Below are 22,014 nucleotides of genomic sequence, written 5' to 3' on the forward strand. Positions count from 1 at the left end.
GCGTCCGCGCTACCCGCCGATCGGGGCTCGAGGGTTGCCGCCCCAGAACACCTGCGTGCCGAGCATCCCGATGATGTGGATGCCGAAGATGTTCATGACCATCGACTTCGCGGTCGCGCGGCCGACGCCGACGGGTCCCCCGGTGACGTTGTAGCCGTAGTAGACGCCGACGAGGACGACGAAGGTCGCCATCAGCATCCCCTTGATCGCCGAGTACAGGAGGTCGACGGGGTTCTGGAACTGCCAGAAGATCTGGAAGTACCCGCCGGCCGACACCTCGGCGATCTGCTCGACGACCGCGATGTACGAGCCGAGGAACCCCGCGGCCACCGCGATGATGTAGACGAACGGCAGCACGAGCCACATCCCGAGCAGGCGGGTGGCGCAGAGGTAGAGCATCGAGTCGAAGCCCATGACCTCGAGCGCGTCGATCTCGTCGGAGATCCGCATCGAGCCGAGCTCGGCGACCATGCCCGTGCCGACCTTCGCGGCCATCATGTAGCCGAACGCGTACGGGGTGACCTCGCGCAGGTCGCACAGCGCGGTGAACGCGCCGACCGTCGACGGCGACCCGACCGCGCGGGTGCCGTAGACGCCCTCGATGCCGCACTGCAGCCCGAGGATGAAGACGAGCCCGAGGACGATCAGCACCGAGCCGACGACGAGGATCCCGGCCTGCCGCAGCGCCTCGCCGAAGAAGCGCATGACCTTCAGCGAGTAGACGTCGCCCATCACGCGGCCGGCGAACCGCAGCCAGACGCCGAACGGCAGGAAGATCCGGTCGTTGAGGGTCCTCATCGGACGGCCGACAGCTCCGGGTGGGTGGCCAGCAGCGTCTGCGTGAAGACGTAGTTGAACGCGCCGATGCCGAGGAACGCGATGACGACCGCCTCGTTGACCGCGCGGCCGACGCCCTCGGGGCCGCCCTTGGCGGTGAGGCCCTTGTAGCAGCAGACGATCGCGATGATCGCCCCGAACAGCGTCGTCTTCAGCAGCGAGCCCCAGAGCTCGGTCGTCGTCGCGTTCGTGAAGTACGTGGCGAAGAACGCGCCGACCGGGGCGCCGTTGGAGAGCGTCACGAGGACGCCGCCGAAGGTGCCGAAGATCAGCGCGTAGACGTTGAACATGCCGGTCGCGAGCATCAGCGCGAGGAAGCGCGGCACGACGAGGTTCTTGATCGGGTCGACGCCGAGCACCTGGAGCGCGTCGAGCTCCTCGCGGATCTTGCGGGCGCCGAGGTCGGCGCACATCGCGGTGCCGGCGACGCCCGCCATGACGATCGCGCAGACCAGCGGCGCGAACTCGCGCACGACGGCGAGGACGAACAGCCCGCCGAGCCGGTCGAGCGCCCCGAACAGGTTGAGGAAGTTCGCGGCCTGGATGCCGGACGGCCCGTAGGTGAACGCGATCGACGCGACGATCATCGGGAACCAGCAGAGCCGCAGCGCGAACAGGAACTGCGAGACGAACTCGCCGCCGTAGGGGTAGGGCGGACGGACCGCCGAGACGATCGTCTTGCCCGTGAGGATGCCCATCGAGCCGATCGTCTCGATGAACTCCCGCAGGGGCAGGAACGCGCGATCAGCTAGGCCGCGCACCATGAACGCTTCTCTCCCACATCCCTCTCCCGCGCCCCCGCCCTCGGGTCGAGGGCGGGCTCCGTGGCGCGCGGCGAGCCTAGCCGACGAGACTCTGGCCACGCAACCAGTACCGGCGCGGTCCGCCGCCGGCGCGCGCGGCGCGGCATGATGCCCGGCGTGTCCCCCGGTCCCGCCGCGACGGCGCAGCTCCTGGTCGCCCCGCTCGGCGTCGCCCTGGAAACCTGGCGGTCGCCGCTGCTGCTGCGCGGCCGGACCGGCGCCACCGCCCTGCTCGGCTCGTGGGCGGGCGGGTCACGCGCGGTGCTCGCGCCCGGCCCGCCGCTGCGGGTCGCCGTCGACGCGCCCGAGCCGTTCGCCGCCCTGGACGACCTGCCCGCCGTCACGGCCGCCGGCGACGCCCCGGCCGGTGCGGTGGGCGGCGGCTGGTTCGGCCTGCTCGGCTACCCGCTCGGCCGCGCCCTGGAGCCGGTCGGCGGCCCGCCGCCGCGACCGGTCCCGCTGCCCGGGGCGGCGCTCGCCTACCACGACCACGTGCTGCGCCAGGACGCGGCCGGCGACTGGTGGTTCGAGGCGCTCGTCACCCCCGACCGCGAGCCGGCGCTGCAGGAGCGCCTCGCGGACCTGCGCGCGCGAGCGGCCGCCCTGGTCGCCCAGGACGAGGGGCCCCGCCCGGTCCGCACCGGCACCTGGCGGGCCACCCCGTCGGCGGCCGGGCACGCCGCCGCGGTCGCCGCCTGCGTCGAGCGGATCCGTCACGGCGACCTCTTCCAGGCGAACCTCTGCCAGCGGCTCGACGGCCGGCTGGAGGGCGACGCGCTCGACGTGTTCGTGCGCGCGTGGGCGGCGCTGCGCCCCGCCAAGGCCGCCTACGTCCAGGGGCCGTGGGGCGTCGTCGCCTCGCTCTCCCCCGAGCTGTACCTGGAGCGCCACGGCCGCAGCGTCCTGAGCTCCCCGATCAAGGGGACGCGGCCGCGCGGGCCCGACCCGGTCGCCGACGAGGAGGCCCGGGAGGAGCTCGAGAGCGCGGAGAAGGACCGGGCCGAGCACGTGATGATCGTCGACCTCGTCCGCAACGACCTCGGGCGCGTGTGCGCGACCGGGACGGTGCGGGTGAGCGCGCTCGCGCAGCCGCGCGAGGCCCCGGGCGTGTGGCACCTCGTCTCCGACGTGCGCGGCGAGCTGCCCGCCGGCGTCGGCGACGCGGAGCTCGTCCGCGCGACCTTCCCGCCCGGCTCGGTGACCGGCGCCCCGAAGGTCGCGGCGATGCAGGTGATCCACGAGCTGGAGAGCACCGGGCGCGAGGCCTACACCGGGGCGATCGGGCTCGCCGGCCCGCTCGCGGGGCTCGACCTGAACGTCGCGATCCGGACGTTCGAGGCGCGCGGCGAGCGGATCTGGCTGGGGGTCGGCGGCGGCATCGTCGCCGACTCGACCGGGGCCGGCGAGGCGACCGAGGCCGCCGACAAGGCCGCGCCGCTGCTCGCGGCGATCGGGTCGCCGCCGTTCGCGGCCGACGCGACGCCCGCCCCGCCCCCGGGCGCGGGGATCGCGCCCGCCCGGCGCGCGCCCGTGCCGCTGCCGCGGCCCGAGCCGGGACGCGGCGTGTTCGAGACGATCCTCGTCCGCGACGGGACCGCGGTCGACCTCGACGAGCACCTCGCGCGCCTGACCGCCAGCACGCTCGAGCTCTACGGGGACGCCTTGGCGTTCCGGCCGCTGGTCGCCGCGGCCCGCGCCGCGATCGCGACCGCGGGGCTCACCGCCGGCGAGGCCCGGCTGCGGATCGACGTCGTGCCCGGCCTGACCGGCCGGCTCGCCTCCCACGCGGTCTGCACGCCGCTGCCGCCCGCCGCGCCCTCCCCGGTCGTGCTCGGTCCGGTCGTCGTGCCCGGCGGCTTCGGCCCGCACAAGTGGGCCGACCGGCGGCTGTGGGACGCGCTCGCCGAGCGCGACCCCGGGGCGCTGCCGCTCGCCGTCGACCTCGACGGCCTCGTGCTCGAGGCCGCGCGCTCCAGCGTGCTCGCGCGCCTGGCCGACGGCAGCTGGGTGACGCCGCCGCTGGACGGGCGGATCCTGCCCGGCATCGCCCGCGCCCGCTCGATCCGCCAGCTGCAGGAGATCGGCGAGGTGATCGCCGAGCGTCCGCTGCCGCTCGGCGAGCTGGGCGACGCCGCGGAGATCCTGATCGTCAACGCCCTCCGCGGCGCCGAGCCGGCCGTGCTCGGTCCGGCCCGGGACTGACGGGCCGGCGCGGGCTCAGCCGAGCGCCATCCGCGGCTCGCCGTTCAGCAGCCCGTTCGCGGCGCGGGTGCACCGGCCCGAGCGCGGCGTCCCGCCGTTGTAGGCGAGCCGGACGCAGGCGCGCAGCGCGAGCTGGCCCCAGTAGTTGGGGTGCAGCGACTCCTGGATGAAGTAGTTCGAGTTGATCGTCGACACCGTGCGGATCTGGTTGACCCACTCGGTCTGGTCCACCGCGCCGGGGGACGCCCAGCTCGCCAGGCCCCGCTCCTCGACCAGCCCGACGGTGTTCTCGCACAGCCGGCGGCCGTTGAACGCGCTCGACACGTCGAGCGTCCGGAGGTTGCTCAGGCCCGCGTCGGCCGCGCCGCCGAAGACGGCGCCGTTGATGGTCGGCAGCGCCGTGGCGTTGGCCCAGTTCGCGTCCGCGTTCCAGAACCCGCAGCCGCCGGTGGACTGGCGCCCGTAGCCGCTCTCCCCGTAGCGGAAGCCGCTGCCCGCCGGGATCGGCGAGCCGTAGTTCTGCACGAGGATCGTGTACTGCGAGGCGCTGTAGCCGGCGTTGCTCATCGCGGTGCGGAGGTTCAGCAGCGCGTTGCGGATCTTCAGCCGCTGGGCGGCGACGTTCGCGGCGGTGAAGTTCGCGGTGACCGACGAGTCGTCGTTGCAGTAGTCCTTCCACCAGGTCGGCGAGGTCGCCCAGTTCGTGACGCAGGTCTGGACGATCGAGGCGAAGTCGAAGTCGTTGCCGCCGATCGAGACGACGACGAGCTTCACGTTGTTGGCCTGCGCAGTCTCCTGGAGCATCCGCGCCTGCCCCTTGCTCGCTCCCGAGAGGAAGAAGTCCAGGCCGGGCTTGAAGCGCCCGTCGCCGTCGGTGTAGGTGGCCGTGCGCGCCCCCGAGCAGGCGAGGTTGATCCCGCGCACGCCGCCGCCGATGAACGCCTCGGCGCTCTCGGACCGGTGGCAGCGGTCGATCTGCTCCCCGGTCCTCGTGGCGTTGTCCCAGTAGGCGTCGGCGCCGAGCGCGTCGTGCCGGTTCTCGCTCGCGTTGGAGTTGCCCGCCCAGCGGCCCGCCTCGCCGGAGATGTAGGAGTCGCCGACCGTCACGACGGTCGGGGTGCCGACCCCGGGGCGGCGAGCGCCGACGGGGCGGCCGCGGCGGGACCGGCGAGCGCGAAGGCGACGGCGGCGAGGGCGGCACGGCGGCGCGTGCGGACGACCTGGGACATGCGGGCTCTCCTGGGACGGGCCGCCCCCGACCCGGGGGGCGGCGGACGGGCGCGAGCCTAGAGCGGGCGCGACGGCGCGCGCAAGGCCCGTTCACCGGCCGGATACGCTGGGCGGCGGATGCCCGAGACGTGGACGAGCTGGTCGCAGGAGCACACCTGCCGCCCCGCGGTGCTGGCCCGGCCGACCTCGGTGGCCGAGGTGCAGCGGCTCGTGCGGGAGGCGGCGGCCGCCGGGCGCGTCGTGCGGGTCGCGGGCGCGGGCCACTCGTTCACGCCGTGCGTGGTCACGGACGGGACGCTCCTCTCGCTCGAGCGGATGAGCCGCGTGCTCGACGTCGACCGCGAGGCGGGCCTCGTGCGCGTCGAGGCCGGGATCACCCTGAACGCGTGCAGCGAGGCGCTCGCCGCCCACGGCCTGGCGTTCGAGAACCTCGGGGACATCGACGTGCAGTCGATCGCCGGGGCGACCGCGACCGGGACGCACGGGACCGGCGCCCGGCTGCGCAACCTCTCCAGCGCCCTGCACGCGATCGAACTGGTCCGCGGGGACGGCGAGGTCGTCGAGCTCGACGAGGCGTCGGACCCCGACGGCTGGCGGGCGGCGCGCGTGTCGCTCGGCGCGCTGGGCGTCGTGACCGCGGTGACGGTGCGTGTCGTGCCCGCGTTCACGCTGCGCGGGGTCGACACGCCGATGCCGCTGGCCGAGGTCCTCCCCCGGCTCGACGAGCTCGCCGACGGCAGCGAGCACTTCGAGTTCTTCACCTTCCCGCACAGCCCGCTCGCGCTCACGCGGACGAACACGCGGACCACCGAGCCGCCCCGGCCCCGGTCGCGGGCCGCCGCGTTCGTGCAGGACGAGCTGCTCGTCAACCGCGCGTTCGGGGTCGCCAACCGGGTCGCGCGGGCGCGGCCGTCGTGGATCCCGGCGATCAACCGGCTGGTCTCGCGCGTGTCGGGCACGAGCGTGCGCGTGGACCGCAGCGACCGGATCTTCGCCTCGCCGCGCAGCGTCCGCTTCACCGAGATGGAGTACGCGATCCCGCGCGAGCACGGCCGCACGGCGCTGGAGCGCGTGCGCGCGCTGGTGCAGGACGGCGGCCACGCGGTGTCGTTCCCGTTCGAGGTCCGGTTCGTCGCGGGCGACGACGCGTTCCTCTCCCCCGCCGGCGGCCGGGACACCTGCTACATCGCCTCGCACGTCTTCGAGGGGATGCCGTGGGAGCCGTTCCTGCGCGGCGTCGAGGGGATCATGCGCGAGCTCGACGGCCGCCCCCACTGGGGCAAGCGCCACTTCCGCACCGCGGAGGACCTGCGCCCGGTCTACCCGGACTTCGACCGCTTCCTCGCCGTGCGGGACCGGCTCGACCCCGGGCGCGTGTTCACGAACCCGTACGTCGCCCAGGTGCTCGGCCCGTGAACGCGACCGGACCGCACCTGCACGACCGCTTCCCCGAGCTGGCCGGCGGTCCGCTGCCGCACGTGCGGCTCGGGTCCGCGCCGACCGCGGTGCGGCGCCTCGACGGCCTGGCGGCGGGTGGCGCGGAGGTCTGGATCAAGGACGAGGGCGCCTACGGGGACGGCGGCTGGGGCGGCAACAAGGTCCGCAAGCTCGAGTGGCTGCTGCCCGACGCGCTGCGCCGCGGCCGCGACACCGTCGTGACGTTCGGGGCGCTGGGCACCAACCACGGCCTGGCGACCGCCCTCTACGCCCGCGACCTCGGGCTGCGCGCCGCGGTCCTCGTCGTCGAGCAGCCGCTGGACGAGCACGTCGAGCGCCAGTTCGGGCTGCTGTGCCGGTCGGGGGCGTCCGTCTACCGGACCGGCACGAAGGCCCGCACCGCCGCGGCCCTGCCGGTCGTGCTCGCCCACCACGCGGCGGCCTCGGGCGGCCGGCGCCCGTACGTGTTCCCGGCCGGGGGCTCCTCGCCGGTCGGCGTGCTCGGCACCGTCGAGGCGGCGCTGGAGCTGGCCGCCCAGGTCCGTGCCGGGGAGCTGCCCGAGCCCTCGCACGTCGTCTGCGCGGTCGGCACCGGCGGCACGGCGGCGGGCTTCGCGCTCGGCTTCGCGCTCGCCGGGCTGCGGACCCGCGTCCACGCCGTCGTCGTGAACGACACGCTGCGCCTGGACGAGCCGCAGATGCTGCGGCTCGCGCGGCGCACGAGCGCGCTGCTGCGCCGTCGCGGCGCGCGGCTCGGGCCACTGCTGCTCGGGCGCGGCCACGTGGTCGTCGACCGCAGCGAGCTCGGCCCCGGCTACGGCGTCGGCACGGAGGCCGCCGGAAACGCGATCGCGATCGGCGGCGAGCACGGCGTGCACCTCGACCCGGTCTACACCGGCAAGGCGTTCGCGGCGCTGCTCGCCTCGGCGCGCCGCGGCCGCTACGGGCGCGGCCCGGTCGTGCTGCTGCGCACGCACGGCCCGCGGCCATGACGGGCGGGCGGCGTCAGCCGCGCTGGCAGGCGGGGCACCAGAACAGCGTGCGCATCGCGAGCTCCTCGCGCGTCACCGGCCCGCCGCAGGCCAGGCAGGCGCTGCGCCGGTAGACGACCACGCGCTCGTCGCGGCGCAGCCGCGAGCGGGGCTTGCCGGCGGGGGCGAGCTCGGGCGGCGTGGTGACGATGCGGTTCAGGCGCACGCCCTCGCGCAGCATCGCGACCGTCGTGTCCCACAGCGCCCGGACCGTGTCGGCCGGGACCTCGCGGGCCGGCGTGTACGGGTCGACGCGACAGGCGTGCAGCACCTCGGCCCGGTACACGTTGCCGATCCCGGCGACGACCGCCTGGTCCAGCAGCGCGGCGCCGATCGGGATCCGGCGCCGCGCGAGGTTCGCGGCGAACGCGTCCGGGTCGCCGTCGCGGCGCAGCGGGTCCGGGCCCAGGCGGGCCAGCAGCGCGTCCTCCTGGGCGGGGTCCAGCAGCTCCGAGGCGGTCGCGCCGCTGAGGTCGACCGCGAGCGCGTCGGGGTCCTCGGCGGGCACGAGCCGCAGCCGCGTCGTCGCGCGCGGCTGCGGGATCGGGGCCTTGCGGCGCGTCACGAACCGGCCGAACAGCCCGAGGTGCACGTGCACCGCGCCCTCGACCCCGGCGAAGCGGTAGAGCAGGTGCTTGCCGTGGGCGTCGACCGCGTCGAGCACGCGCCCGTCGACCGCCTGCGCGGCGGCGGACGCCCGGCCCTGCGGCGAGGTGACGTGCAGCGCCCGGCCGCCCAGCAGCCTGGTGTGGTCCCGCGCGAGGCGGTGGATCGTGTGGCCCTCCGGCATCACCAGGGATACGGCGCTCAAGCCGCGCGGACCACGGCCGACCACGGGGACGTGCACCGCTTCCTCGAGCCCGGTGTCGTCGCCGACGTCGTCCTGGACGGCGGCTGGCGACGGCACGTCCACGTCAGCCACGCCGGCGATCCCGTGCTCGTGCGCCCGATCGAGGGCGGCACGCTGCTCCCCGGCACGCTGCGGTTCTGCCCCGCCGCGCTGGAGTGGCGCGTCGGCTCCCGCGCCGCCCGGCTGGACGGCGTGCTCACCGCCCACGGTGACGGCTTCGCGCTGACGCCCGTCGGTGCCGCGCACACGATCCAGCGCCGGCGCTTCGTGCGGGTCGCCGCCGAGCTGCCCGCCGCGCTCGTGGCCGAGGACCGCCGCGTGCTGGCGCGCACGCGCAACGTCTCGATCGGCGGGATGCTCCTCGCCGGCGTGCCCGACCTGCGGCTCGACGAGCGCCTGCGCTTCGCGCTCGAGCTCGGCGAGGACGCGACGGTCGCCGGGACCGGGCGCGTCGTGCGCGGCGCGCCGGACGGCACGCGCGGCGTGCAGTTCGAGGACCTCGACGGTCGCTCCGAGCGGGCGCTCGCCCGCTTCGTGACCGAGCGCCAGCGCTCGCTGGCCGCCGCGCTCTGACCGTCGCTCAGGCGGGCAGGCGCAGCGGGTCGGTGGCCGGGTCCGCCTTCGGGCACTCCCGGCCGATGCGCCGCATCACGCCCCAGAAGTCCACGAGCTCCGGGTAGACGATCGGCTTGCCGCTGGTCACCAGCGCGCACGCGGTCGCGCGCGCCGGGTCCGCCCATCCGATCGTGTTCGAGTAGCCGAGGTGGCCGAACACCTGCTCGGTGTCGGGCCCGTAGATGCTCAGCAGCTGCGCGCCGAGCATGAACCCGAGCGAGTAGCGGGTCGGGAAGCCGAGCGTGAAGTCGATCTCGCGGTAGGACTGCTCGGTGACCGCCCGGCGGATCGTGCGCGGCTCGAACACCTCGACGCCGTCGAGCGTCCCGCCCGCCCGCAGCAGCTCGAAGAACCGCGACAGCTCGAACGCGCTGGCCACCCCGTTGCCCGCCGGGATGATCCCGGTGAGGAACCGCGGGTCGTTGGCGAGCGCGGGGATGTCGTCCGGGTGCTTGCCGAGCGCGCGCAGCAGCAGCGTCGAGACGGGCGGCAGGCTCGGGGCGCCCGTCGCGTAGGACCAGCCGACCTCGTCGACGCGGTCCGCGGGCACGCCGTAGTTGGTGAAGTCGAAGCCGAGCGGGTCGAGGATCTCGCGCGCGAGGACCGTGCGGATGTCGTCCCCGGTGACGCGGCGCACGATCTCGTCGACGATGAAGCCGCCGGAGATCGCGTGGTAGGCGAGCGCCTTCCCGGGCCGCGACAGCGGCCGCGCGTCGCACATCGTCCGCACGACGAGGTCGTGGTCGTCGATGTTCTCGAGGTCGAGCATCTCGGTCGGCACGTTCGGCACGCCCGCCCGGTGGGAGAGCACGTGCGCGATCGTCACGCCCTCCTTGCCGTGCGCGGCGAACTCGGGGACGTACTCGCAGACGCGGTCGCCGATGTGCAGCACCCCGCGCTGGTCGAGCAGGTGGGCGACCATCGCGGTGATCGCCTTGGACGCCGAGTAGATGACGAACGGCGTGCGGGTCGTGACGGGCACCCGCTCGACGTCCGGCCCGTCCGCGGGACCGTTGCCGCGCGCGTGGCCGATCGCCCGGTCCAGGACGACCTGCCCCTCGCGGCGCACCGTCAGCTGGATCGCCGGGTGCACGCCGGTGCGGTAGAGCACGCGGATCGCCGCCCACATCCGCTCGACGTTGTCGCGCGTCATGCCGACCGCGGACGGGTCGACCTCCTCCCCGACGCTCGTGATCGCGTCGAGGTCCTTCGGCACGCGGATCCGCCGCAGCGGGTCGGGGCCGATCGGCAGGCGGGGGATCAGCTGGGGCATCGCGGCGGCACCGTACCGTGTGGGGATGCCCACGGTCACCGCGCGTCCCGTGCTGCCGCCGGGCCCGACCGTCGCCCCGGTCCGGCAGTCGCTCGCCTGGATCGCGCGGCCGATGGCGTTCATGGAGCGCTGCCGCGCCGCGCACGGCGACGTCTTCACCGCGCGGATCTTCGGGGACCAGCCGCTGGTCTTCGTCGCGGACCCGGGGCTCGTGCGCGACGTGCTCACCGGGGACCCCGACGTGCTGCGCGCCGGGGAGGGCAACGCGATCCTGCGCCCGGTCGTGGGCTCGCGGTCGCTGCTGCTGCTCGACGGCGCCGACCATCTCGCGCAGCGCCGGATGATGCTCCCCGCGTTCCACGGCGATCGGATCGACGCGTACGTCGGGCTGATGCGCACGGCGACCGCGCGGGAGGTCGACGGCTGGCACGACGGCCCGGTCGCCGCCTGGCCGCGGATGCAGGCGATCACGCTGGAGATCGTCGTCGCCGCCGTGTTCGGCGTGACCGAGCCGGCGCGCGCCGCCCGGCTGCGCGACGTGCTCGCGCGGATGCTCGACGACCTCGCCGCGCCGACGAAGCTCGTGCGCCTGGCGCTCGCCACGCGCGGCGCGCGGCGCGGGGAGAGCGACGCGGCGCTCGAGCCGTTCCGGCGCGCGACCCGCGGCGTCCACGCGCTGCTGCAGGAGGAGCTCGACCACCGCCGCCGCGGAGCCGGCGGCGGGCAGGACGTCCTGTCGCTGCTGCTGGCCGCCCGCGACGAGACCGGCCGCGGCCTCACCGACGAGGAGCTGCGCGACCAGCTGATCACGCTGCTGGTCGCCGGCCACGAGACGACCGCGACGACGCTCGCCTGGGCGCTGGAGCGGCTCGTGCGCCACCCGGCGGCGCTGCACCGCGCGGTCCAGGAGGCCGACGACGGCGGGCACGCGTGGCTCGACGCGGTCGTGCGCGAGACGCTGCGGCTGCGGCCCGTGCTGCCGATCGTCGTGCGCCACACGACCGCCCCGGTGCGGCTCGGCGACCACCTGCTCCCCGCCGGGATCGACGTCGCGCCGTGCATCCACCTGCTGCACCGCCGGCCCGACGCCTGGCCGGACCCGCACGCCTTCCGGCCGGAGCGGTTCCTCGACGACGGCGGCCGCGACGCGTACACCTGGCTGCCGTTCGGCGGCGGTGTGCGCCGCTGCCTGGGCGCCTCGTTCGCGCTGGTGGAGGCCCGCGTGGTGCTGGCCGAGCTGCTGCGCCGGGTGACGGTCCACGCCGTGCGCGAGCGGCCCGAGCGGGTCGCCCGGCGGGCGATCACGCTGACGCCGTCCCGGTCCGCCACGATCGGCGTCACCCGTCGCGTCTGATCCGGGCGCGGGAGCGGGCCCGTCGGACCGTGCTCCGGACCGCCGTCGTGCGACTATCCCTGCAGCGGTCCAGCAGGCAGGCATGGGAGGAACATCGGTGGAACTCGTACCCAAGGTCATCAGCCGTCCGGCCGCGCGCATCGGCGCGGCGGCCCAGAACGCCCTCGAGGTGGCGCGCTTCGGCGGCCTGGAGACCGACGACGAGCACGCCCCGTTCGAGGTCGTCGCCGAGCAGCGCGTCTACCGCCTGCGCCGCTACTTCCCGCCGCAGGACGAGCGCCGCCTGGGCTCCGCGCCGCAGGACCGCCCGGCGATCGTGCTGGTGCCGCCGATGATGCTGTCGGCCGAGGTCTGGGACGTCTCCCCGCAGGCGTCGGCCGTGCGCGACCTGCACGCCGCCGGCATCGACCCGTGGGTCGTCGACTTCGGCGCGCCCGAGCACGAGGAGGGCGGCCTGCAGCGCACGCTCACCGACCACGTGCTGGCCGTCAGCGAGGCGTGCGACCGCGTCGGCGCCGCGACCGGCCGCGACGTGCACCTCGGCGGCTACAGCCAGGGCGGCATGTTCTGCTACCAGGCCGCCGCCTACCGCCGGGCCGAGGGCCTGGCGTCGCTGATCACGTTCGGCAGCCCGGTCGACACGCGCGGCGTCCTGCCGTTCGGCCTGCCCGAGGAGGTCTTCAACGGGGCGGCGAACGTCGTCGCCGCGCTGCTCGGCCGCGCCGCGCTGCCCGCCTGGGCGAGCCGGACCGGCTTCCGCCTGCTCGACCCCGCGAAGTCCGTGCGCCAGCGCGTCGAGTTCGTCATGGCGCTGCACGACCGCGAGGCGCTGCTGCCGCGCGAGAGCCAGCGCCGGTTCCTCGCCGGGGAGGGCTTCGTCGCCTGGTCCGGTCCCGCGATCGCCGAGCTGATGCGCGGCTTCGTCGCGCACAACCGGATGCTGCAGGGCGGCTTCGTCATCGACGAGCGGCTCGTGACGCTCGCCGACATCGCCTGCCCGTGCCTGTGCTTCGTCGGCGAGGTCGACGAGATCGCGCCGCCGCCCGCGGTCCGCGCGATCCAGCGCGCCGCCCCGCGCGCGAAGGTCTACGAGAAGAGCCTGCGCGCCGGGCACTTCGGCCTCGTCGTCGGCAGCACCGCAGGCCGCGAGAGCTGGCCCGCCGTGGCCGAGTGGCTGCAGTGGTGCGACGGCGGGAAGCAGGGCCCGCCGCCCACCGGCATCGCGCCGATGATCGGCGGCGAGCTCACCGAGACCGGTCGGGGCGGTGGCGTCGGCTACCAGCTGGAGCTCGCGGCGGACGTCGGCTACGGCCTGGCGAAGTCCGTGCTCGGCGGCGCGAGCCGCACGGTCCGCTCCGTGCGGGAGGTCGCCCGCGAGGCGGCGACGCAGCTGCCGCGCCTGGCGCGGCTCGAGCAGATCGCGCCGGGCACCCGGATCTCGCTCGGCCTGCTGCTCGACGAGCAGGCCAAGCGCTCCCCCGGCTCCGTCTGCTTCCTGTTCGAGGACCGCGCGCACTCCCACCGCGACGCGAAGCGCCGCATCGACAACGTCGTGCGCGGCCTCGTGTCGATCGGCGTGCGGCAGGGCGAGCACGTCGGCGTCCTCATGGAGACGCGGCCGTCGGCGCTCGTCACGGTCGCGGCGTTGTCGCGTCTGGGCGCCGTCGGCGTGCTGCTGCGCCCGGACGGCAACCCGACCCGGGAGGCGGAGCTCGGCCAGACGACGAAGATCATCGCCGACCCGGACAACATGCACATCGCGCTGCGCGCCGAGGGCGCGCACGTCTACGTGCTCGGCGGCGGCGGCGAGGACCGCGACCTCGGGCCCGACGTCACCGACATGGAGCGCATCGACCCGGACGCGGTCGAGCTGCCCGCCTGGTACCGGCCGAACCCCGGGAAGGCGTCGGACCTCGCGTTCGTCCTCTTCACCGGCGAGGGCGACCGCACGCGCGCCGCGCGCATCACGAACCGTCGCTGGGCGCTGTCGGCGTTCGGCACCGCGTCCTCCGCCTCGCTGGGCGAGGGCGACACGGTCTACTCGGTCACCCCGATCCACCACCCCTCCGGCCTGCTGATGTCGATCGGCGGCGCGGTGGCGGGCGGCTCGCGGCTGGCGATGGCCCGCGAGTTCGACCCCGACACGTTCTGGGACGAGGCGCGGCGCTACGGCGTCACGGTCGCGGGCTACACGTGGACGCTGCTGCGCGCGCTCGTCGAGGCGCCGCCGCATCCCGCCGAGAAGCACCACGGCGTGCGGCTGTTCATCGGCTCGGGCATGCCGCGCGGCCTGTGGCGGCGGGTGCTCGACCGCTTCGCGCCCGCCCGCGTCATCGAGTTCTACGCCGCGACCGAGGGCGACGCGATCCTCGTCAACCTGACCGGCGCCAAGCCGGGCGCGCTCGGCCGCCGGCTCCCGGGCTCGGCCGAGGTGCGGGTGGCCGCCTACGACCCGAGCGAGGGCCGGCTGCTGGAGGGCCCCGACGGGCTGGCGCGGGTGTGCGACGACGACGAGGTCGGGATGCTGCTGTCGCGGCTGGAGCCCGGCGTGCCCACGACCGGGTCGCCGCTGCGCGGCGTCTTCCAGCGCGGTGACGCGTGGCTCGCGACGGGCGACCTGTTCCGGCGCGACGCCGACGGGGACCACTGGCTCGTCGACCACGTCCCGGCGCTGATGAAGACCGACCGCGGTCTCGTCGCCGCGACCCCGATCGTCGACGCGCTGTACGACCTGCCCGCCGTCGACCTGGCGATCGCCTACGGCGTGCGCCCGCGCGAGGGCCAGGAGGAGCTGGCGGTGGCGGCGGTCACGGTCCGGCGGGGCCAGACGCTGACGGTCGCCGAGATCGAGGACGCGCTCGGCGTGCTGGCGATCGACCAGCGGCCCGCGATCGTGCACGTCGTCGACGAGATCCCGGTGACGACGTGGTACCGCCCGACCGCGGGCCCGCTGCGCGCCGAGGGCGTCCCGGCGGCGAACGCCGCGGGCCGGCCCAAGACGGTCTGGTACCGCGAGAGCGGCCGCGCGGGCTACAAGCCGCTGACGATCGCCGCGCGGCGCAAGCTCGTCGGCGTCGCGCCGACGAAGACGCCGGCCTGAGCCGCCCGGCCACCTGCCCGCGCCGCCCCGGACCGGGGCGCGCGGGCCGCGTGCGCCTGCCCGCGGCTGGGGCCGCGCGTGCCGCGGGGCGCGCTGCGGCGGGGCGGTCGACTGTGCGATCGATCACCCCTACCGACATATAAATTTATAGGTCGGTAACGTGCGGCGGGTGAGCACCGCTCGCCCCCGCGACTGCCCCGCGCCGAGCGCGAGGCCCAGATCCTCGACGTCGCCCACGCGCTGTTCGCCGCGCGCGGCTTCGGGGCGGTCACGATGGACGAGGTGGCCGCCGAGGTCGGCGTCACCAAGCCGCTGCTCTACACGTACTTCGGCAACAAGGAGCGCCTGTTCCTCGCGTGCGTCGCGCGCGGCGGCACGAAGCTCCAGGCCGCGGTGACCGAGGCGTTCACGACCGCCCCCGACCCGGGTGAGAGCCTGCGGTCCGGGATGCGCGCGTTCCTGGAGTTCCTCGACGCCGACCGCGCCGCGTGGCAGGTCCTCTACGACCCCACCGTCCCGGTCGGCGGCGAGATCGAGCTCGAGATGGACCGCCATCGCGAGCAGCTCGCCGCACTCGCCGCCGCCGCCGTCCAGGGCGTCCTGCCCGGACACTCCGCCGCCGAGGCGGACGCCATGGCGCACGCCCTCCTGGGCGCCGCCGAGGGCCTCGGCCGCTGGTGGCTGCGCAACACCGAGGCGCTCACCGCCTCGGAGGTCGCCGACCTCCTCATCACCACCGTCGAGCCGGGCATCGCGCGGCGCGCACGGACCTGACCCGACCCCCCTCACGAGACCAAGGACCAACACAGAGATGCCCGACAAGCCCCGCCGCGTCGCCATCATCGGCGGCAACCGGATCCCGTTCGCGCGGTCCAACAGCGCCTACGCGCAGGCCTCCAACCAGGACATGCTCAGCGCTGCGCTCGACGGCCTGGTCACCCGCTTCAACCTCGAGGGCCAGCGCATCGGCGAGGTCGTCGCCGGTGCCGTGCTGAAGCACAGCCGTGACTTCAACCTCACGCGCGAGACCGTCCTGGGCAGCCGCCTCTCGGCCGAGACGCCCGCGATCGACATCCAGCAGGCGTGCGGCACCGGCCTGCAGGCCGTCATCCAGGTCGCGAACAAGATCGCGCTCGGGCAGATCGACTCCGCCATCGCCGGCGGCGTCGACACGACCTCCGACGCGCCGCTGGCGCTCGGCGACGACCTGCGCCAGATCCTCATCGGCCTGAACAACGCGAAGACCAACGCCCAGCGCCTGAAGCTGCTCGCCGGCCTGCGTCCCGGCCAGCTGATCCCCGCGATCCCCCGCAACGAGGAGCCGCGCACCGGCCTCTCGATGGGCGAGCACGCGGCCCGCACCGCGCTGCAGTGGGGCGTCACCCGCGCCGAGCAGGACGAGCTCGCCGCGCGCAGCCACCAGCGCCTCGCCGCCGCCTACGAGCGCGGCTTCCAGGACGACCTGCTCACCCCCTACCTCGGTCTGACGCGCGACCAGAACCTGCGCCCGGACTCGAGCGTCGAGAAGCTCGCGAAGCTGAAGCCCGTCTTCGGCGGCCCGGACGGCACGATGACCGCGGGCAACTCCACGCCGCTGTCCGACGGCGCCTCCGTCGTGCTGCTCGCCAGCGAGGAGTGGGCCAAGGAGCGCGGCCTGCCGGTGCTCGCGTACTTCGCCGGCGCCGAGACCGCCGCGGTCGACTACGTGCACGGCGACGACGGCCTGCTCACCGCCCCGGTCTACGCGCTGCCGCGGCTGCTCGAGCGCGACGGCTCGAAGCTCGGCGACTTCGACCTCTACGAGATCCACGAGGCGTTCGCCTCGCAGGTCATCGCCACGCTGAAGGCCTGGAGCGACCCGGTCTTCGGCAAGGAGCGGCTCGGCCTCGACGGCGCGTTCGGCGAGATCGACCCCGACAAGCTCAACGTCAACGGCTCCTCCCTGGGGGCCGGCCACCCGTTCGCCGCCACCGGCGGGCGGATCGTGGCCGCGCTCGCGAAGGAGCTCGACCAGCGCGGCGGCGGCCGCGGCGTCATCTCCGTCTGCGCGGCCGGCGGTCAGGGCGTCGTCGCGATCCTCGAGAAGTAGCCAGGAGGCCACAGAGACATGCCCGACACCTACACCCAGATCGCGACCAACTCGATCGGTCGCAAGGTCATCCAGCAGCTGGGGCTCCCCGCCCCGGTCATCCTCGAGCGCCACGAGCCCGGCGACGCCGTCGTGCAGGGCACCGTGCTGCTCGGCGCGGCCCCGGGCGGCCGGCTCGCCGGCCCGATCGCCCAGGTCCTCGAGCGCGTCGGCGCCGAGGCGGCGACCGAGCTGCGCGACGACCTGCGCACCGCCGCGGCGGACGCGGGCCTGGACGCCGCCGTCTGGAACCCGCAGGCCCCGGCCGACCAGCGCTTCAAGGCGCTCGTGTTCGACGCGACCGGCATCACCGACTCCACGCAGCTGCAGGAGCTGCACGCCTTCTTCCAGCCGACGTTCCGCCGCGTGAAGAGCTGCGGCCGCGTCATCGTGCTGGGCACGCCGCCCGAGCACGCCGACTCGCCGCGCGAGGCCACGGCGCAGCGCGCGCTGGAGGGCTTCACGCGCTCCGCCGGCAAGGAGGCGCGCGCGGGCACCACGGCGCAGCTCGTCTACGTCGCCCCCGGCGCCGAGGACCAGCTGTTCACCACGCTCGCGTTCCTGCTCTCCCCCGCTCCGCGTACGTCAGCGGCCAGGTCGTGCGGATCGGCGAGGCGAAGGACCCGTCCACCGCGGACCTCGTCGCGCCGCTCGCCGGCAAGGTCGCGCTCGTCACCGGGGCGGCGCGCGGGATCGGCGCCGCGATCGCCCAGACGCTGCACCGCGAGGGCGCGACGATCGTCGGCCTCGACGTGCCGCAGCTCGGCGCGGACCTGCAGGCCGGGATGGACTCGATCGGCGGCACCGCGATCGAGGCGGACATCACCGCCGAGAGCGCCCCGAAGGACATCGTCGCCGCGCTGAAGAAGGCCCACAAGGGCGGCATCGACATCGTCGTCCACAACGCGGGCATCACCCGCGACAAGACGATCGGCGGCATGAAGCCCGAGGGCTGGGGCCTCGTCGTCGACGTCAACCTCTCGGCGGAGGAGCGGCTCAACGACGCGTTCCTGGCGACCGACACGATCAAGGACGGCGGCCGGATCGTCTGCGTGTCCTCGATCTCCGGCATCGCGGGCAACAACGGCCAGACGAACTACGCCACCTCGAAGGCCGGCGTCATCGGCATGGTCCAGTCGCTCGCGCCGGTGCTCGCCGACCGCGACATCACGATCAACGCGGTCGCCCCCGGGTTCATCGAGACCCAGATGACCGCGAAGGTGCCGCTGCCGATCCGCCAGGCGGGCCGTCTGATGAACAGCATGAGCCAGGGCGGCCTGCCGGTCGACGTCGCCGAGACGATCGCCTGGTACGCCTCACCGGGCTCGTCGGGCCTGACCGGCAACGTCGTGCGCGTCTGCGGCCAGTCGCTGCTGGGGGCCTGACCATGGCCGCGGCCAAGACGAAGACGCTCGACGCCACCCCCGGCGTCGGCGCCAACTACCTCAAGGCGTTCGGCGCGATGCTGCCCGGCATCGGCCGGCTGCCGCTGTTCCCCGGCGGCGGCACGGGCCTGCCGGAGCTCGTGCTGGAGATCCCGTCGGTGGAGACGGACCTCGACCACCTCGCGGCGTACTGCCGCGTCACCGGGTTCACGCTGCGCGACACGCTGCCGCTGACGTACCTGAACGTCCGCGCGTTCGCGGTCCACATCGCGCTGATGACCGACCCGGCGATGCCCTTCGGCCCGGTCGGCCTCGTGCACCTGACGAACACGATCACCCAGCACCGTCCCGTCACCGTCCGCGAGACGCTGTCGCTGAAGGTCTGGGCGACCGGCCTGGACCCGCACCCCAAGGGCCGCACGCTCACGCTCCACACGGAGGCGCGCGCGGGCCGGGAGCTCGTCTGGTCGGCGCAGTCGACGATGCTGCGCCGCGGGCCCGCGGGCCCGGGCGACGCGCCGAAGGCGGCCGCGACGCCCACCGCCGTCGTCGCGCCCGAGATCGCCCCGTCGGTCACGTGGAAGCTGCCCGAGGACCTCGGGCGCCGCTACGCGGCCGTGTCCGGCGACCGCAACCCGATCCACCTGAACGCGTGGACCGCCAAGCCGTTCGGCTTCCCGCGCCACATCGCCCACGGGCTGTGGACCAAGGCGCACGCGGTCGCCGCACTGGAGGGCACGCTGCCCGACGCGTGCACGGTCCACGTGCAGTTCCGCAAGCCCGTCCTGCTCCCCACCACGGCGCGGTTCGGCAGCGTCGTGCAGGACGGCACGACGTTCTTCGCCGTCCAGGACCGCAAGGGCTCCGCGCACCTGGAGGGCACCGTCACGGCGGTCACCGCGACGCCGCGGAAGGCCGCGCCCAAGCGCGGCACGCCCGCCCGGCGCACGCCGGCGGCCGCGGCCGACCAGGCGGCGCCCGCCGCGAAGAAGCCGGCCACCAAGCCTCGCAGCACCGCGGCCGGGAAGCCCGCCGCGAAGCCCCGCAGCACGGCGGCGAAGACGACCGCCGCGAAGAAGCCGGCGGCGAAGAAGCCGGCCACCACCACGAAGAAGACGACCACCAGGAGGACGACGTCATGAGCGTCGCTGATCGCAGCATGGGCCTGGGCCTCCAGGCCCTCCGCAAGCTCGCCTCGTTCGAGCTCATCGACCGCGTGGGTCTGCGCGGGCCGACCGAGCAGATCGTGTACCAGGCGTCGAAGAACGGCTTCAAGGGCGCGACCGTCGCGGGGCGCACCTTCGCCCGCGTCAGCGGCGCCGGCAAGCCGACCCGCGCCCGCGTGTCCGGGGGCAGCGACCTGTTCGACCTCACGCCCGACGACGACCAGCAGATGCTGGTCGAGGTCATGCGCGAGGTCGCGGCCGGCGAGCTGCGTCCCGCGGCGCTGAAGGCCGACGAGGCGTGCGCCGCCCCGCAGGAGGTGCTCGACCAGGGCACCGAGCTCGGCCTCGCGCTGCTCGGCGTGCCGGAGGACCTCGGCGGGACCGCCGCCGAGCGCTCCGCGGTGACGACGGTGCTCGTGACCGAGCAGCTCGCCCACGGCGACATGGGCCTGACCGTCGCCCTCCTGGGCACGAGCGCGGTCTCGACCGCGCTGGGCCTGTGGGGCGACGCCGACCAGCAGGCGACGTACATGCCCGCGTTCACCGGCGACGACGTCCCCTGTGCCGCGTTCGCGGTGCTCGAGCCGCAGCCGCTGTTCGACCCCTTCGCGCTGAAGACGACCGCCCGCCTGGACGGCGAGGGCTACGTGCTCGACGGCGTCAAGTCGATGGTCGCGCGCGCCGCCGACGCGGAGGTCCTGCTCGTCGCCGCGCACCTCGAGGGCCACGGCCCGGCGCTGTTCCTCGTGAGCAGCGGCGAGACGAGCGGCCTGACGGTGGAGGCGAACCCGGCGATGGGCCTGCGGGCCGCCGCGACGGAGACGCTGCACCTCGAGGGCGTCAAGGTCGGCCCGGACGCGCTGCTGGCGCAGGGCGACCCGGCCGTCTACGCCCAGGCGATCCACCGTGCCCGGCTCGGCTGGTGCGCGGCGACCGTCGGCACCGCCCAGGCGGTCCTCGACCTCGTCATCCCGTACGTCAACGAGCGCGTCGCGTTCGGCGAGCCGGTCAGCCACCGGCAGGCGGTCGCGTTCGCGGTCTCCGACATCGCCATCGAGCTCGAGGGCATGCGCCTGGCGACCTACCGGGCGGCGAGCCTGGCCGACCAGGACAAGGACTTCGCGCACGCGACCGCGATCGCGCGGCAGCTCTGCGCGACGAAGGGCATGTACATCGGCTCGCAGGGCGTCCAGCTGCTGGGCGGCGCGGGCTACATCAAGGAGTACCCGGTCGAGCGCTGGTACCGGGACCTGCGGGCCACGGGCGTGATGGAGGGCGCCCTGCTCGTCTAGCCATCGGCGACGAGGAGAACGACCGACATGATCAATCTCGAGACCCCCAAGAAGTTCCGGCCGCTCGTGGAGCAGGCCCATCAGGTCGCGGTGCACGTGATGCGCCCGATCAGCCGCAAGTACGACACCGCCGAGCACGAGCGCCCGGTCGAGCTGGACATGCTCGCCAAGCTCATCGACGGGATGAACGACGGCGGCGAGACCGGCGGCGCGGGTGCCGCGGGCGTCGGCTCGCGCGACAGCGCCGAGCAGAACGGCAACGGCAACGGCGCCGGCCCGAAGAACAAGAACGGGTCGAACATGTCGACCGCGCTGTCGATCATGGAGACCTGCTGGGGCGACGTGGGCCTGACGCTCGCGATCCCCGGCCAGGGCCTGGGCAACTCGGCGATCGCCGCGGTGGCCACCGACGAGCAGCTCAAGCGCTACGGCGGCAAGTGGGCGTCGATGGCGATCACCGAGCCCGAGTCGGGCTCCGACAGCGCCTCGATCCGCACGACCGCGGTGCTCGACGAGGAGACCGGCGAGTACGTGCTCAACGGCGAGAAGATCTACGTGACCGCGGGTGAGCGCTGCGAGCTCGTCGTCGTGTGGGCGTCGCTGGACCGCTCGATCGGCCGCGCGGCGATCAAGTCGTTCATCGTCGAGCGGTCGAACCCGGGCATGAAGCTCGACCGGCTCGAGCACAAGCTCGGCATCCGGGCGTCGGACACGGCCGCGTTCCGGCTGGAGGACTGCCGCGTGCCGAAGGAGGCGCTGCTCGGCAACCCGGAGATCGACACGAAGAAGGGCTTCGGCGGCGTCATGCAGACGTTCGACAACACCCGGCCGCTCGTCGCGGCGATGGCGGTGGGTGTCGCGCGGGCGTGCCTGGACCACACGCGCGAGGTCCTCACCGGCGCGGGCGTGGAGCTCGACGCGGACCGCCCGGCGCTGACGCAGTCCGCGGCGGCCGCGAAGTTCCTGGCGCTGGAGGCCGACTACGAGGCGGCGCGACTGCTGACCCTCCAGGCGACCTGGATGGCCGACAACCGCAAGCCCAACTCGCTGCAGGCCTCGCTGGCCAAGGCGAAGGCGGGCCGCACGGGCGTCGACGTCGCGCTCGGCTGCATCGAGCTGTGCGGCGCGCACGGCTACGACGAGACCGAGCTGCTGGAGAAGTGGTCGCGCGACGCGAAGATCCTCGACATCTTCGAGGGCACGCAGCAGATCCAGCTGCTCATCATCGCCCGCCAGCTGCTGAAGAAGACGAGCGCCGAGCTCAAGTAGCCGGTCGCTGCTGCGCCGTGGCTCACCGGTTCGGTGAGCTGC

At 74.7% G+C, this 22,014-nt stretch carries 17 protein-coding genes and 1 pseudogene; 12 read left to right on the forward strand and 6 right to left on the reverse strand.

The window, feature by feature from the left end; translation table 11 throughout:
- Positions 1-9: 9 nt before the first annotated feature.
- Both GKE82_RS08820 and GKE82_RS08825 read right to left on the reverse strand, forming a co-directional pair.
- A complete protein-coding gene (locus tag GKE82_RS08820) occupies positions 10-798 on the reverse strand; it encodes an ABC transporter permease (RefSeq protein WP_107571189.1) in 789 nt (262 codons plus the stop codon).
- Positions 795-1,535, reverse strand: coding sequence for an ABC transporter permease (locus GKE82_RS08825; RefSeq protein ID WP_107571359.1), 741 nt, complete (start codon positions 1,533-1,535; stop codon positions 795-797). Before GKE82_RS08825 ends, GKE82_RS08820 begins: the two co-directional genes overlap by 4 nt.
- Before the next feature lie 222 nt (positions 1,536-1,757).
- Here GKE82_RS08825 and GKE82_RS08830 point away from each other — a divergent pair, with 222 nt between their 5' ends.
- Positions 1,758-3,842 carry an aminodeoxychorismate synthase component I gene (locus tag GKE82_RS08830; protein WP_196189127.1) on the forward strand — a complete coding sequence of 695 codons (2,085 nt, stop codon included), beginning with the start codon at positions 1,758-1,760 and terminating at the stop codon, positions 3,840-3,842.
- 15 nt (positions 3,843-3,857) lie between these two features.
- Here GKE82_RS08830 and GKE82_RS08835 read toward each other — a convergent pair whose 3' ends face one another.
- Positions 3,858-4,949 (reverse strand): hypothetical protein, encoded by a 1,092-nt coding sequence (locus tag GKE82_RS08835; protein WP_230316126.1) that lies wholly within the window; start codon positions 4,947-4,949, stop codon positions 3,858-3,860.
- Positions 4,946-5,071 (reverse strand): hypothetical protein, encoded by a 126-nt coding sequence (locus GKE82_RS29845; RefSeq protein WP_255450680.1) that lies wholly within the window; start codon positions 5,069-5,071, stop codon positions 4,946-4,948. Before GKE82_RS29845 ends, GKE82_RS08835 begins: the two co-directional genes overlap by 4 nt.
- Positions 5,072-5,189: 118 nt before the next feature.
- Between GKE82_RS29845 and GKE82_RS08840 the strand changes: the two genes are divergently transcribed.
- Both GKE82_RS08840 and GKE82_RS08845 read left to right on the forward strand, forming a co-directional pair.
- Positions 5,190-6,488, forward strand: coding sequence for a D-arabinono-1,4-lactone oxidase (locus tag GKE82_RS08840; protein ID WP_154733029.1), 1,299 nt, complete (start codon positions 5,190-5,192; stop codon positions 6,486-6,488).
- Positions 6,485-7,501, forward strand: coding sequence for a 1-aminocyclopropane-1-carboxylate deaminase/D-cysteine desulfhydrase (locus GKE82_RS08845; protein ID WP_233243952.1), 1,017 nt, complete (start codon positions 6,485-6,487; stop codon positions 7,499-7,501). The genes GKE82_RS08840 and GKE82_RS08845 overlap by 4 nt, the downstream gene beginning before the upstream one ends.
- 13 nt (positions 7,502-7,514) lie before the next feature.
- Here the strand turns inward: GKE82_RS08845 and GKE82_RS08850 are convergent, their stop codons facing one another.
- On the reverse strand, positions 7,515-8,351 hold the full coding sequence (locus GKE82_RS08850; protein ID WP_230316127.1) for an Fpg/Nei family DNA glycosylase: 837 nt from the start codon (positions 8,349-8,351) through the stop codon (positions 7,515-7,517).
- Between the two features lie 30 nt (positions 8,352-8,381).
- On the opposite strand from GKE82_RS08850, the gene GKE82_RS30650 reads away from it, so the two are divergent.
- Entirely contained in the window at positions 8,382-8,963 is a 582-nt protein-coding gene (locus GKE82_RS30650) for a flagellar brake protein (protein WP_196189128.1), read from the forward strand.
- Between the two features lie 7 nt (positions 8,964-8,970).
- On the opposite strand, the gene GKE82_RS08860 is transcribed toward GKE82_RS30650, so the two are convergent.
- Positions 8,971-10,278, reverse strand: coding sequence for a serine hydrolase (locus tag GKE82_RS08860; protein WP_154733032.1), 1,308 nt, complete (start codon positions 10,276-10,278; stop codon positions 8,971-8,973).
- Positions 10,279-10,303: 25 nt separating this feature from the next.
- Here GKE82_RS08860 and GKE82_RS08865 point away from each other — a divergent pair, with 25 nt between their 5' ends.
- From GKE82_RS08865 to GKE82_RS08900, 8 genes and pseudogenes are all read left to right on the forward strand, one after another.
- On the forward strand, positions 10,304-11,632 hold the full coding sequence (locus tag GKE82_RS08865) for a cytochrome P450 (RefSeq protein ID WP_196189129.1): 1,329 nt from the start codon (positions 10,304-10,306) through the stop codon (positions 11,630-11,632).
- Between the two features lie 82 nt (positions 11,633-11,714).
- Positions 11,715-14,732 (forward strand): AMP-binding protein, encoded by a 3,018-nt coding sequence (locus GKE82_RS08870; protein WP_107566588.1) that lies wholly within the window; start codon positions 11,715-11,717, stop codon positions 14,730-14,732.
- 219 nt (positions 14,733-14,951) lie between these two features.
- Positions 14,952-15,506: a helix-turn-helix domain-containing protein gene (locus GKE82_RS28170; protein ID WP_309233802.1), complete on the forward strand. Its 555-nt coding sequence runs from the start codon at positions 14,952-14,954 to the stop codon at positions 15,504-15,506.
- 37 nt (positions 15,507-15,543) lie between these two features.
- On the forward strand, positions 15,544-16,821 hold the full coding sequence (locus tag GKE82_RS08880; protein ID WP_154733035.1) for an acetyl-CoA C-acetyltransferase: 1,278 nt from the start codon (positions 15,544-15,546) through the stop codon (positions 16,819-16,821).
- Between the two features lie 18 nt (positions 16,822-16,839).
- A pseudogene (locus GKE82_RS31310) lies at positions 16,840-18,245 on the forward strand (3-oxoacyl-ACP reductase).
- Between the two features lie 2 nt (positions 18,246-18,247).
- Positions 18,248-19,387, forward strand: coding sequence for a MaoC family dehydratase (locus GKE82_RS08890; RefSeq protein ID WP_154733036.1), 1,140 nt, complete (start codon positions 18,248-18,250; stop codon positions 19,385-19,387).
- Positions 19,388-19,404: 17 nt separating this feature from the next.
- Positions 19,405-20,703 carry an acyl-CoA dehydrogenase family protein gene (locus tag GKE82_RS08895; RefSeq protein ID WP_107566593.1) on the forward strand — a complete coding sequence of 433 codons (1,299 nt, stop codon included), beginning with the start codon at positions 19,405-19,407 and terminating at the stop codon, positions 20,701-20,703.
- A 27-nt stretch (positions 20,704-20,730) separates the two neighbouring features.
- Positions 20,731-21,972 carry an acyl-CoA dehydrogenase family protein gene (locus GKE82_RS08900; protein WP_107566594.1) on the forward strand — a complete coding sequence of 414 codons (1,242 nt, stop codon included), beginning with the start codon at positions 20,731-20,733 and terminating at the stop codon, positions 21,970-21,972.
- Positions 21,973-22,014: the final 42 nt, after the last annotated feature.

Source organism: Conexibacter sp. W3-3-2 (assembly GCF_009707605.1).
GTDB lineage: Bacteria > Actinomycetota > Thermoleophilia > Solirubrobacterales > Solirubrobacteraceae > Paraconexibacter > Paraconexibacter algicola.